Genomic DNA, 13,106 nt, shown 5'->3' on the forward strand with positions numbered 1-13,106 from the left:
TTCCCCCCCCCGCGCCCCCCCCCCCCCCCGGCGCCCCGGGGCCCCCGGGGGCGCCGGCGGGGGCCCGGCCCCCCCCCCCCGCGCGCCCGGCGCCGCCCCCCCCCCCCGCCCCGGCGCCGAGCCCCTCCCGTCCGGGCCGGAGGCCCCGCAAGACCTCCGGCCCGGACGGACCCATCAGCACCTTCAGGCACTCCCAAAAAGGGGGAAGAAGGTTATGGAAGCTGTGCTTGTTACAGGCGGCGCAGGATTCATCGGCTCGCACTTCGTCAAGCGCCTCCTGCGCTCGGACGACATCGCCAAGGTGACGGTGCTCGACGCCCTCACCTACGCCGGACACATTGAGAACCTGGGCGAGGCCTTCCTCGACCCCCGGCTGACCTTCGTCCGAGGCAACATCCTGGACACGGCCCTGGTGGAAAGCCTCGCCGCCGCACACACGGTCATCGTCCACTTCGCCGCCGAATCCCATGTGGACCGGTCGCTCCTGGCCGGCGGCCCGTTCGTGCAGACGAACGTGCTGGGCACTCAGGTCCTCGCGGACGCAGCGGCCCGCCATGGAGTCCGGCGGTTCGTCCACGTGTCCACGGATGAGGTGTACGGGCCACTGGCGGAGGGGTCCGCGACGGAGGATTTCCCGCTGCTGCCCTCGGTGCCCTACGCGGCGTCGAAGGCGGCCAGTGATCTGGTGGCCCTCAGCTACTTCCGCACGTACGGGCTGCCCGTCTGCGTGACCCGCTCGTCGAACAACTACGGTCCGGCCCAGTACCCGGAGAAGATCATCCCGCTGTTCGTCACCCGCTTGGTCCGCGGTGAGAAGGTCACCCTCCACGGAGGCGGACAGCACGTGCGGAACTGGCTGCACGTGGAGGACAACTGCCAGGGCATCGAGCTGGTCATGCGCAGCGGTGTCCCCGGCGAGGTCTACAACATCGGCGGCGGGACGGACCTGACGAACCAGGAACTGACCGGGATGCTGCTGCGGGTGTGCGGCGCCGACTGGGACGCGGTGACGTACATCCCGGACAGGCAGGCGAACGACATCCGGTACTCCATGGTGTGGTCGAAGATCGCCGACACTCTCGGCTACCAGCCCACGCACGACCTGGCCGAGGGCATCGCCCGCACAGCGGACTGGTACCGGCGCCACCCGGAGCGGTGGGCGCCGCTGGTCCGCAGCCCGCTCCCGGCCATGCCCTCCCCGCGCGTCACCCTCGACACGGGCAGGGAGCCGCAGCATGTCTGAGCACTGGCCACAGGACGCGCTGATCGTGCTCGGCGCGTCGGAGGAGCACATCCCGCTCTACCAGGAGGCGCGGCATCGCGGAATCCCGACCGTCGCGGTTGACATGCGGGCGGACGCTCCCGCGCTCCCGTTCGCCGACACCGCTCTGCAGATTTCGACCCGGGACACCGACGCCATCGCAGATGCGCTGGGTGACGCACGTCCCGCCGGGATCGTAGTCGGCGCAAGCGACGCCGCGCTGGCCAGTTGGCACGCCCTGGGCCTGCGGTACGGCACCCCCTACGTGTACCCCGAGAACGCACTCGCGGCTCTCGACAAGGCCGCCTTCCATGAGATCGCCGCGTCCTGCGGCATCGTCCGATACGGATGGGCCGCGTCGGATGACCCGGACGAGGTCGCCGCGAAGGCGGCGGGACTGCTCTTCCCACTCATCGTCAAGCCTGTGGACGGGTGCGGCAGTAAGGGTGTCACACTCGTCACCTGCCCCGACGGCATCCCCGCCGCCGTCACCCACGCCCGCGCCCACTCCGCCTCTCAAACCGTGATCGCCGAGGAGTTCATCCAGGGCCGGCAGCTGACCATCGACCTGTTCCTGCGAGACGGCAAGTCGATGATGACCTGCGTCAAGGACCAAGAGCTCGTCACCGGGGGGTTCGTCGTCAGGCGGATCAGCACGGCGCAACTGTCGTCAGCGGAACACGACCACCTTGAGGCGAGTGCCGAGCGACTGTGCCGTGCGCTCGGCATCGTCGATGGGCCGGCGAACTTCGACCTAGTCCTCGGCGCAGACGGCCAGGCGCGCATCATCGAGGCCAACCCGCGTCTCAGCGGTGACAGCATCCCGCGATTGCACGCAGCCGCCTACGGCGTGAACGTTGTGGGTGCACTCGTCGCACTCGCGCTCGGTGAGCCGTTCGATGAATACCTGGCGCCGACGCGCAAGGCGCATGCGGGGGTTGAGCTGATCGGATCGCCGCTCACCGTGGACGGCGAGCTGGTCGCGTGGGAGGGCGTCACCGCGGCGCGCAGCATCCCCGGGATCTCCGACGTCGAGCTGTACGCCGGGCCGGGCGACCTTGTGAGGCCGCATGTTCAGTCCGGCCACAAGATCGGCATGCTCATCGCCACTGGCCCGTCGGTGGCGGACGTGTCCTCGGCCCTGGAAGCAGCCAGCGCGCTGATCCGCCCGGTCGTTCGGCCGCTCACGGAGGCGAAGTGATCACGCATACCGACTCGTCGAGGCCGGATGCCCGGCGCAACGCGAGCCCGTACCTGTACGGGGAAGAAGCCGCTGCGGTGGTCGACGTTCTGAAGTCCGGGCAGTACGGGCACACGGACGTCACCGAACGGTTCGAGCGGAAGGTCGCCGAGTTCCTCGGGGTCCGCGACGCCGTGGCCGTCACCTCCGGCACCGCCGCCCTGCACACGGCGCTGCTCGCCACCGGTGTCGGCCCGGGCCGGGAGGTGATCGTCCCCAGCATGACGTTCTGCGCAACCGTCCAGGCGGTCCTCGCCGTCGGCGCGACCCCGAGGTTCGTGGACATCGACCCGGCCACGCTGTGCGTCACCGACCAGCTCGTCATGGAAGCCGTCACCGACCGGACGGCCGCCGTCATGCCGGTGCTGTTCGGCGGCCGGCCCGTCGACCTGACCCGCGTCCGCAAGGAGCTGGCCGCCCGGAACATCGTCATCGTGGAGGACGCCGCGCACGCCTTCGGCTCCGGCCACGGGACCCGCCGCGTCGGCGCGACCGGAGACCTGACCTGCTTCAGCTTCGGGCCGATCAAGAACCTCACCTGCGGCCAGGGCGGCATCGTCATCCCCCGCACTCGCAAGGAGGCCGACACGATCCGCCGCATCCGTCTCCTCGGCGTCGTCCAGTCCCAGGCCGAACGCGCCACAACCACCAGCTACCGCGTGGAAGGCTTCGGCCTGCGCTACCAGATGTCCGGCATCAACGCCGCCATCGGCCTGGCCCAGCTCCCGCACTTCGAGGACACCGCCCGCGCCCGCCGCCACCTGTGGCGTTCCTACCGGCGCGCGCTCGCCCAGCTCGACGGCCTCACCCTCGTCGACGTCGACCCCGACCGCTCCGTACCGCACCTGTGCCAGGTCCGCATCCCCCACCGCGACAAGGTCTTCACACACCTGCGTGCCCAAGGCATCGGCGTCGGCGTCCACTACCCGCCCAACCACCTGCAGCCCGCATTCTCCCCCTGGCGGCGCGACCTGCCCGCCACCGAGCAAGCCGGCGCACAGATCCTGACGCTGCCCTTCCACCAGCACCTCACCGAGGCGGACATCGACCAGGTCGTCACCGCCCTCGGCCAGGCCCTCAACTAGGCAGGGACGGCTCTCCGCCCCGCTGCCGGTTGTGTGCAGTGACCGGCTGACCCGACGCGGCGGACAGGACCTCATCCACGAGCCTGTCCGCCGCGTCCGGACGGCCGTACGCCCGGGCCCGCTCCGCCATGCCCGACCGCAGCTGGGCATCGGCCAGGAGGGGGCCCACCGTTTCCTGCAGCCGGGCCGCCGTCACCTCACCGGTGAGCGCGACCGCCGCCCCGGCCTGCTCCAGGTGCCGGGCGTTGTGGACCTGCTCGTTCCCGGCCGACGACGCCAGCGGCACGAAGACGGCCGGCTTGCCGAGCGCGGTCAGCTCCGCCAGCGTCCCCGCCCCGCTCCGCGACACCACGATGTCGGCGAGCGCGAGCACGTCGGGCAGCTCTGGGCCAACGAACCCTGCCAGGTAGTAGCGGGCCGCCAGCTCGGGCAGCAGCCTGGCCGCCTGCGCCCGTAGGCCTTTCTCGTTGGCCGGGCCGCACTGGTGGATGACGTTGGCGTACTGCAGTAGCCACGGCAGGGACTCGCCGATCAGCTCGTTGATCTGCTGTGAGCCCTGCGCGCCGCCGGTGACGTACACGGTCGGCAGCTGCCTGTTGAAGCCCCACAGGCCCAGCGCCTGGACAGCCCTGTCCCCGTGCCCGGACAGCACTTCCGGCCGCACTGGGTTGCCGGTCACCACGGCGATCGCGCGCGCCGGCTCTGACAGCAACTCCAGCGTCGACTCCGACGACACGCAGATCCGCGCCGCCGCTGACGCGAGTTTCCGGTTCGCCAGTCCGAGCCGCACTGTCTGCTCGTGAAGTACCAAGGGCCGGTGGCACATGCGGGCCGCGAGTCCGGCTGGGACGGCAACGTATCCGCCGGTGGCCAGGACGACGTCCGGCTGGAAACCTGCGATCGCCTTGCGGGCCTGAGCGACACCGAGGGGGACGCGCGCCATGTCTTTGACGTTCGCGGGGGAGACCAGCTTCAGGGGGTTGCTGGAGCGGCGGATCTTGCCGGTGGCGACCGAAGTGAACGGGATGCCCTCGGCTGGTGCCACGCGGGCTTCCAGCCCCTCAGCCGTGCCGATCCACAGCACTTCCAGCTTCCGGCCGGAGGGCTGCAGGCGTGCCTGCAGAGCACGGATCGCGGTCAGTGCGGGGTAGGTGTGGCCGCCGGTGCCGCCGCCGGTCACCGCCAGGCGGAAGGTCGGGGACGTGCCGGCCTGGACACTGAGGACGTCAGCACTGTTCACGAAAGTGGGTTTCCCATCTCGGCCGCTTCGGGACTCGCCTCGTACGGTAGCCGATTCCCGGGGCGCGGATGTTCGGCACGGCGAGTCCGGGAACGCTGCCGGCAAGACGCGGCGTCAGTCCACTGGGAGGTGTGACTGCCCGGACGGGCGGGGTCGTCCAAGGCCGTCAGTCGACGAGGACCGACACCCGGGTGTCGAGCGCGGCAGCGATCCTGAGCAGGTCGCTGTAGCGGATGTCAGCTTCCCCTCGTTCGATGCGCTGCAAGTTGCTGCGGCTGAGGCCTGTGGCCGCGCAGAGCGTGTCCTGGGTGTGGTGCGCGGCCGACCGCAGGTCGGCGATGCGTTCGCCCAGGTCGCGACGCCGTTCGATGATCCAGTCCGGGTGATCGCGAGGCACTCGACAAAAGTGGAGTGCACATGTTCAGATGTCAGCACCAGGGCTGATGCTTTTCCTGACACACTGTCAAAATTCGCAGGTGGCGACCTGAACGCCCGCCCCTGCTGGAGGTCCGCAAGCCTCCAGTAGGGGCGGGTTTCTTCTTCGCCCGTTCGGTGGTGACGGTTCGCTCACCGACGGAAAGGCCTGTCGCGCTCCAGGTTGCGGCGCCTGGGGTGCGGCGGGAGTCAGTGAACTTCGGGGCTCCGCGCTGGCCGGTCACGCAGCAGTAGCCATGGCTCGGGGCGCGGTGGGCCTGGGGAGCCGCTGTCGTCCTCACGGAGGAGCGCGGCGTAGGCGATACGCCCCGCCTCCCGCGAGGGGGCTTCGCGCGGCGCCAGTCGGTAGGAGACGGACTGCGCCATGGCCTTCCATGCCTTGTCCGCGTCTGGTGGGCTGATCACTTGACCTCCCAGGTGATCCCGCGGAACTCCGGAGTGTCGAAGGTGCGGGTGGTCGCCGCGTCCGTGCCGAATCGTTAATAGGGTCATTGAGAGAAGTACACGCACGCGTGCGTGCAGCCTCGGTAGGGGTTGACCGTCCATTCGAACGGCATGCGGGAGGCCCCGGGCACCCGGTTGATGATCGAGCGGGCCCGGACCTCGTGGAAGGTGATCCCGCGGAACTCGGGCGTGTCGAAGGTGCGGACGGTGACCGCGTCCGCGCCGAAGAGCGCGGAGTCGGCCCGGCCGTGTCCGTCGTCCCCGGAGTGTGCGGAGTACCCGGCTTCCCCGGCGTTCCCCGAGTCCGCTGTGAGGTTGTCCCAGCGCATGACGCCTCCTAGGTAGCACTGCCCCCAGAATAGAACACATGTTCCCATGATCGTGCGGGCGACCACGGGTGACCCGTTCCGCTGCCGTTCCCGACCGCCCGCCGTGCCGGTTCCGACCACTTGCCGCACCCCGATTTGGGGGCCCGACGGGCGGGGTGGTTGGCTTGCCCCAACCCTGAGAACGGATGTCCTGGAGGAACCCCATGGCGCAGGTCGAGGCCACTACGGAGCGGGTCGTCGCGGCGGACGCGGAGAAGGTGTTCGACGCCCTCGCCGACTACAGCGGCACCCGCGAGAGGCTGCTGCCCGAGCACTTCAGCGAGTACGAGGTGCGCGAGGGCGGCGACGGCGAGGGCACCCTCGTCCACTGGAAGCTGCAGGCCACCAGCAAGCGCGTGCGCGACTGCCTCCTGGAGGTGAGCGAACCCACCGACGGCGAGCTGGTCGAGAAGGACCGCAACTCCTCCATGGTCACCACCTGGCGGGTCACTCCGGCCGGTGAGGGCAGGTCCCGCGTCGTCGTCACCACCACCTGGCAGGGCGCCGGGGGTATCGGCGGCTTCTTCGAGAAGACGTTCGCCCCCAAGGGCCTCGGCCGGATCTACGACGACCTGCTCGCCCGGCTCGCCGCCGAGGTCGAGAAGTAGTCCGGCCGGGCAACTCGCCCCCCAGCGGCCCGCGTTGGCCGCATCACCGGTTCGAGTGATCTCCGCACCGCCCCCCGTTCCGGCGTAACCCGGGGCCCTGTCCGTAGTTGTCGCTTTACGCGCGGAAACTGCGCGGCAGTGCGACGAGGGAGAGGTCAAGTGGGCGGGATCACTCTGGCGCAGGACGAACCGGTCACGGCGCCACCGGAGTCCCGCGCCGCGCCCGCCGGGAGCACCGCCGTGCTCCCGGCCGGCCCCGAACCGCTCACCCCGCGCCGGGTCCGCCTGGTCTTCGTCGGCCTGATGCTCGCGCTGCTGCTGGCAGCCCTGGACCAGATGATCGTCGCCACCGCGCTCCCCAAGGTCGTCGGGGAGCTGCACGGCCTGGACAAGATGTCGTGGGCGATCACCGCCTACCTGCTCACCGCCACCGTGGGACTGCCCGTCTACGGCAAGCTCGGCGACCTGGTGGGCCGCAAGGGCGTCTTCCAGTTCGCCATCGCGGTCTTCGTCATCGGATCCGCGCTGGCCGGCCGGGCGCAGACCATGGACCAGCTGATCGCCTTCCGCGCCGTGCAGGGGCTCGGCGCGGGCGGCCTGATGATCGGCGTGCAGGCCATCATCGCGGACATCGTGCCGCCCCGGCAGCGCGGCCGGTTCATGGGGCTCATCGGCGCCGCCTTCGGACTCGCCTCCGTCGCCGGGCCCCTCCTCGGCGGCTACTTCACCGACCACCTCTCCTGGCGCTGGTGCTTCTACGTCAACGTGCCCTTCGGCCTGGTCACGCTGGTCGTCGTCACCGTCGTGCTCAAACTGCCCAGGCCGCGGACCAGGGCCCGCTTCGACATCCTGGGCACGCTGCTGCTCGGCACCGCCTCCACCTGCGCGGTTCTGCTGACCAGCTGGGGCGGCACCGAGTACGCCTGGGGATCGCACGTCATCCTCGGCCTGGGCGCCGGCGCGGCCGTCGCGACCGTCCTCTTCGTCGTCGCCGAACGCTTCGCCGCCGAGCCCCTCATCCCGCTGCGGCTCTTCCGCGACTCCGTCTTCACCGTCAGCGGCCTGGTCGGCCTGGTCATCGGCGTCGCCCTGTTCGGCGCGGCCAGCTACCTGCCCACCTTCCTGCAGATGGTCGACGGCGCCTCGGCCACCGAGTCCGGGCTGCTCATGCTGCCCATGATGGGCGGCATCGTCGTCGCCTCCATCGTCTCCGGGCAGCTCATCAGCCACACCGGCCGCTACAAGATCCACCCACTGCTCGGCAGCGCCCTGTCCGTCGTCGGCATGTGGCTGCTGTCCCGCATGCAGGTCGACACCTCCCGCCTCGAGTACAGCATCTGGATGGCCGTCCTCGGCGCCGGCATCGGCCTGGTGATGCCGGTCCTCGTCCTCGCCGTGCAGAACTCCGTGCGCCCCGCCGACCTCGGCACCGCGACCAGCGCCAACAACTACTTCCGCCAGATCGGCGGCAGCGTCGGCGCGGCCGTCTTCGGCACCCTGTTCGCCGACCGGCTCTCCGCCGCCCTGCGCGACCGCGTCCCCGCGCGCGCGGGCGCCGCCCTCCCCGACCCCGAGTCGATCACCCCGCAGGTGGTGCACGCGCTGCCGCCGGCCCTGCGCGACGCCTACATCCGGGCGTACGCGGACGCCATGCCGCGGATCTTCCTCTACCTGGTGCCGGTGCTCGCCCTCGGCCTGATCATCGCCTTCTTCCTCAAGGAGAAACCGCTGGTGTCCCACAACACCCCCGCCCCGACCGTCTTCGAGACCGAGCCGGCCCCCCTGAACCACACCGTGCCGCCGACCCGGGCGCCGTACCCCGCCGGCGTCCCCGTCTGCGGCACGGTGCAGCACGCGGACGGGACCGTCGTACCGCGCGCGGCGCTCACCCTGATCGACGTCGGCGGACAGCAGATCGGGCGGGGCGCGAGCGGCGAGGACGGACGGTACGCGCTGTCCACGCCCGGCAGCGGCTCGTACGTCCTGATCGCCGCGGCCGGCGGCCACCAGCCGCAGGCCGTCTCCGTGACCGTCGGCGAGCGGCCCGTCGAACTCGACGTCGTCCTCGGCGGCGCCGGGCGCCTGGCGGGCAGCGTGTGCACCGCGGACGGCACGCCCGTGCGCGACGCCACCGTCACCCTCACCAACGTGCACGGCGAGGTCGTCGCCAGCACCCGCAGCGGGCGCGAGGGCGGCTACGTCATCACCGAACTGGTCGCGGGGGAGTACACCCTCGCCGCCAGCGCGCCCGCCTTCCGCCCGGCCGCGCTGCCCGTCAGCGTGCAGGCCGCCCGCGAGACCCGCCAGGACGTCGAACTGGCGGGCGGCGCAGTCCTGCGCGGCACCGTGCGGGCGGGCGGCGGACGGCCGGTCGAGGACGCGCGCGTGACGCTCCTCGACGCGGCGGGCAACGTCGTCGACACGCTCACCACCGGACCCGACGGAACGTTCCGGTTCGTGGACCTGTCCTCCGGCGAGTACACCGTCATCGCGGCCGGCTACCCGCCGGTCGCCACGGTGCTGCAGGTCGCGGGCGGCGGACGCACGGAACGCGACCTCCAGCTCGGCCACGAGGACTGAGCGGAGCGCGGCACGGGGCGCCGGAGCACGGGGCACGCCGGTGAGCGGTGTGCCCCGGCCGCGGGCCGTCCGGGGGCTGGTCCGCACGGGACCCGCGCAGGGTCGTACCGGACCGCCCGGACCGCCCGGACCGCGCGGGATCGCGGGGCCCAATTCCCGGGTTTGCCGCACATCGTGACCGGACCGCCCCGTACCGTGGTGGCCGACGAACAGATCTTGCGGAGCCGTGGAGAGGGGCCTGGGCCATGGACCGTGGCACCGACGGGGACGCGCCTTTCGGCCACGCGGCCGGGAGCGGGGCCGGGGCGGCGCGAGCCGTGGCCGGACGGGTTCCGCTGGCCGTGGTCGTCGTCGACCAGGACGGCCTCGTGTCGCACTGGAGCACCGGCGCCCGGCGCATGTTCGCCACCGGCAAGGAGGACGCCATCGGCCGGGCCGCGGCCGACCTGCTGCCCGTCTCCGGCGCCCTGCCCGACGAGGCCGGCCCGACCGGCACGGCAGCCGCGGCCGGACGCCTCCCGCACCCGGAGTACGCCGCCCACGACGGGCTCGGGCCCGGCCTGGAGACCTCCCTCGACGGCGGCCTGTCGTACCCCGCCGCGGGCCGCGCCCGGATCACCGTGCCCGGACGGGACCGGCTCGACGTCCTGTGGTGGGCGTACCCGCTGGTGGGTCCCGGCCCGGAGCGGCTGCTGGTGCTCGCGGCCGACGCGGACGCGCTGCGCCACGACACCGACGGCCAGGGCGAGGACGGCCATGGCGCCGACGGCCGCCGCGAGGACGGCCACGGTGCGGGCGGCACCGGTGCCGTTCGCGGGACTGCGGCCGGGTTCGGCGCCTTCGAGCGCATCGCGCCCGCCTTCGCGCTGCACACGGACTTCCCCGGCGCCGAGGAACTCGCCCGCAGGCTGCCGGAGATCATGCCCAGCATGAGCGTGGGCGAGAGCGCCCGGATCGTCGCGCAGGTCCTCGAACTGGGCTACCCGGTCCTGGAGTTCAGCCAGAACGACCGGGTCCCCGTCACGCCCGACTGGGGTGTGCCCCGACGGGCCGGGCGCAGGGCGCGCCGGGAGCGGGCCGCGCGGGCCGCCGCCCTGGGCCTGCCCGCGCCGCACGGGCCCGGCGAGGGGTCCGACGACGAGCCCGTCGACCTGGAGTACGCCGCCGTCCGGGAGCGCCTGGAGTTCCTCAACGAGGTCAGCGGCCGGATCGGTACCTCGCTCGACCTCGCGCAGACCATCGTCGAGGTCAGCCGGGCCGTCGTCCCGCGCTTCACCGACGTCGCCGGCACCTATCTGCGCGAACAGGTCGTCGCAGGTGAGGGCTTTGCCGCGGGCGTGTCCGACACCACGACCATGTGGCACCGGGTGGCCCTGGAGCACACCGACGAACCGGGCCGCTGGGACGACGTGGTGCCGATCGGCGAGGCGATGCCCTTCCCCGCGCACACCCCCTTCTTCCAGTGCATGACGAGCGGGGAGCCCGTGCTCGTGCCCCGCATCAGCGAGGAGATGGGCCACGCCATCGCCTCGCAGTTCGAGAAGCGGGACATCCGGCCGCTGATCAGCCGGCGCTCCATGCTCGTCGTCCCGCTGAAGGCGCGTGACGTCGTGCTCGGCTTCATGATCCTGCTGCGCCACCCCGAGCGGGCCGAGTTCAACGACATGGACCGGGTCACCGGCGCCGAACTCGCCGCTCGGGCCGGGCTCGTGCTCGACAACGCGCGCATGTACACGTACCAGGAGAGCGTCGCCGAGACCCTCCAGGACAGCATGCTGCCGCACATCCCGACCCGGATGACCGGCTGCGACATCGCCACCCGCTACCTGCCCGGCACCCTGCTCGGCCGGGTCGGCGGCGACTGGTTCGACTCGGTCAAGCTGCCCGGCGCCCGCACGGCGCTCGTCGTCGGCGACGTCATGGGGCACGGCCTCAACTCGGCGGCGATGATGGGCCAGTTGCGCACCGCCGTGCAGACCATGGCCGCGCTCGACCTGCCGCCCGCGCAGTTGCTGCGCAACCTCGACGACCTCGCCCAGCGGCTCGGTGACACCCACCTGGCGACCTGCCTCTACGCCGTCTACGACCCCGTCGCGGGCGAAGTGCACCTCGCGAACGCGGGCCACATCCCACCGGTCCTCGTACACGCCGCGGACGGCCGCAGCGAGCTGCTGGACCTGCCCACGGGCGCGCCGATCGGCGTCGGCGGGGTGCCCTTCGAGGCGGTGCGCGTGCGGGTGGAGCCCGGCGACCGGCTCGTGATGTGCACCGACGGGCTGGTCGAGGTGCGCGGCGAGGACATCGGGGCCGGCCTCGCCACGCTGTGCGCGTTCGCCGCGCATCCGGCCGCCTCCATGGACGACGCGTGCGACACGATCATCCGCGCCCTGAACCCGCGCGGGGGCCGCAAGGACGACGTGGCCCTGCTGATGGCGCGCCTCAACGGCATCGCGCCGCACGACGTCGCCGAGTGGCGGCTCGCCCGCGATCCGGCCCAGGTGGGGCGGGCCCGCGCCGTGCTCCGTGAGCAGCTGCACGCGTGGGGGCTGGAGCGGCTGGCCGACCCCGCGGAGCTGATGGTCAGCGAGCTGGTCACCAATGCCGTACGGCACTCCCGCGGGCGCCCCGTCGCGCTGCGGCTCGTCCGGGGCGACACCCTGCTGTGCGAGGTGGAGGACGACGACCACGACCTGCCCACGCTCCTGAGCGCCGGCCCCACCGACGAGTACGGCCGCGGCCTCCGCGTCGTCAGCACCCTGGCCCGTGAGTGGGGCACCAGCCGCACGAGGACGGGCAAGACGGTCTGGTGCGAGCTGACGCTGCCCCCGCGCTGACAAGGGCCCGGGACCGCCCGAGGCGTACCCGCCCGGGTTCGAAGGTGTGTGTGCAGGGATCTTGCCCGGGGGAGAGGGGCGCGATAGACCGTTCCCGCCCGTCGCTCACGACGGATCACCGCTGCACACTGGGGAGTTGGGCATGAGCGTGACGAGTCGGTACCGGCAGGCCTGGGAAGGTTTCTGGCGGGAGGCGCCCGACGGGCCGCAGGCGGTGTTCTGGGACGCCGCACCCGAGGTGACCGCCGGTCTGCACGTCCCGCTGTTCGCCCCGCACCTGGCCGACAGCGGACTGCCCCTGGTGGATCTCGGATGCGGCAACGGTACGCAGACCCGGTTCCTGGCCGGCCGCTTCCCGCGGGTCGTCGGCGCGGACATCGCCGCGGCGGCCGTGGGGCGCGCCCGGCACGCGGACCCCGCCGGGCGGGCCGCGTACCGGGTGCTGGACGCCGCCGACAAGGCCGAGGCACAGGCCCTGCACGCCGAGCTGGGTGACGTGAACGTCTACATGCGCGGTGTGCTGCACCAGTGCGAGCCGGACGACCGGCAGTCGCTCGTGGACGCGCTCGCCGTCCTGGTCGGCGAGCGTGGCCGGGTCTTCCTGGTCGAGCTGTCCGAGGCCGCGCGGCCGGTGCTGGGCCGGCTGGCACAGGGCCCGGCGGGGCCGCCGCCCAAGCTCGCCCCGGTCCTCCGGCACGGCATAGCCCCCGGCGAGGTGGCCGACGCCGCAGTGCCGCGATACCTCCGCTCGGCCGGCCTCACCGTCCTGGCGAGCGGTGAGGCCCCGCTCACCACCACGGAGTCCGCATCCGACGGCACGCGTATAGAACTGCCGTCCAGATGGCTGGTCGCGGCAGGCCGCGCGGCCTGACACCACCGCGCCCGGCTGCTGCCGCCGCTCGAACGGCCACGGCGCCTGCGACCGCCCACCGGCCCCCACGTCCCCGGGGCCCGCCCCGCCCCGGCCCAGCGTGTCAGAAGGGCGGCGTATTGTCGCATTGACGTAGTTTG

The 13,106-nt window shown here is 72.3% G+C and carries 9 protein-coding genes and 1 pseudogene; 7 read left to right on the forward strand and 3 right to left on the reverse strand.

Going from position 1 to position 13,106, the window contains the following annotated elements; all coding sequences use genetic code 11:
• The first annotated feature begins 214 nt into the window (after positions 1-214).
• From rfbB to ACFC02_RS14025, 3 genes are read left to right on the forward strand one after another with little or no spacing between them, the layout of a single operon-like run.
• On the forward strand, positions 215-1,243 hold the full coding sequence (rfbB, locus tag ACFC02_RS14015) for a dTDP-glucose 4,6-dehydratase (protein WP_376356225.1): 1,029 nt from the start codon (positions 215-217) through the stop codon (positions 1,241-1,243).
• Complete coding sequence (locus ACFC02_RS14020; protein ID WP_376356227.1) at positions 1,236-2,462, forward strand: ATP-grasp domain-containing protein; 1,227 nt, start codon at positions 1,236-1,238, stop codon at positions 2,460-2,462. The genes rfbB and ACFC02_RS14020 overlap by 8 nt, the downstream gene beginning before the upstream one ends.
• Positions 2,459-3,586, forward strand: coding sequence for a DegT/DnrJ/EryC1/StrS family aminotransferase (locus ACFC02_RS14025; protein ID WP_376356229.1), 1,128 nt, complete (start codon positions 2,459-2,461; stop codon positions 3,584-3,586). The genes ACFC02_RS14020 and ACFC02_RS14025 overlap by 4 nt, the downstream gene beginning before the upstream one ends.
• On the opposite strand, the gene ACFC02_RS14030 is transcribed toward ACFC02_RS14025, so the two are convergent.
• From ACFC02_RS14030 to ACFC02_RS14040, 3 genes and pseudogenes are all read right to left on the reverse strand, one after another.
• Positions 3,579-4,826 carry a glycosyltransferase gene (locus ACFC02_RS14030; protein WP_376356231.1) on the reverse strand — a complete coding sequence of 416 codons (1,248 nt, stop codon included), beginning with the start codon at positions 4,824-4,826 and terminating at the stop codon, positions 3,579-3,581. The genes ACFC02_RS14025 and ACFC02_RS14030 overlap by 8 nt on opposite strands.
• A gap of 166 nt (positions 4,827-4,992) precedes the next feature.
• On the reverse strand, positions 4,993-5,223 hold the full coding sequence (locus ACFC02_RS14035) for a helix-turn-helix domain-containing protein (protein ID WP_376356233.1): 231 nt from the start codon (positions 5,221-5,223) through the stop codon (positions 4,993-4,995).
• A 538-nt stretch (positions 5,224-5,761) separates the two neighbouring features.
• A pseudogene (locus tag ACFC02_RS14040) lies at positions 5,762-6,034 on the reverse strand (radical SAM protein); the annotation flags it as partial.
• A 203-nt stretch (positions 6,035-6,237) separates the two neighbouring features.
• Between ACFC02_RS14040 and ACFC02_RS14045 the strand changes: the two are divergent.
• From ACFC02_RS14045 to ACFC02_RS14060, 4 genes are all read left to right on the forward strand, one after another.
• Positions 6,238-6,681 carry an SRPBCC family protein gene (locus tag ACFC02_RS14045; RefSeq protein ID WP_376356235.1) on the forward strand — a complete coding sequence of 148 codons (444 nt, stop codon included), beginning with the start codon at positions 6,238-6,240 and terminating at the stop codon, positions 6,679-6,681.
• Positions 6,682-6,840: 159 nt separating this feature from the next.
• The gene (locus ACFC02_RS14050; RefSeq protein WP_376356238.1) at positions 6,841-9,261 is read left to right on the forward strand and encodes an MFS transporter; all 2,421 of its coding nucleotides are present in this window, start codon (positions 6,841-6,843) and stop codon (positions 9,259-9,261) included.
• Between the two features lie 245 nt (positions 9,262-9,506).
• Positions 9,507-12,095 carry a SpoIIE family protein phosphatase gene (locus ACFC02_RS14055; RefSeq protein WP_376356240.1) on the forward strand — a complete coding sequence of 863 codons (2,589 nt, stop codon included), beginning with the start codon at positions 9,507-9,509 and terminating at the stop codon, positions 12,093-12,095.
• Positions 12,096-12,237: 142 nt separating this feature from the next.
• Positions 12,238-12,966 carry a class I SAM-dependent methyltransferase gene (locus tag ACFC02_RS14060; RefSeq protein WP_376356242.1) on the forward strand — a complete coding sequence of 243 codons (729 nt, stop codon included), beginning with the start codon at positions 12,238-12,240 and terminating at the stop codon, positions 12,964-12,966.
• Positions 12,967-13,106: the final 140 nt, after the last annotated feature.

This window comes from Streptomyces sp. NPDC056160 (genome assembly GCF_042268205.1).
In the GTDB taxonomy this organism is placed as follows: domain Bacteria; phylum Actinomycetota; class Actinomycetes; order Streptomycetales; family Streptomycetaceae; genus Streptomyces.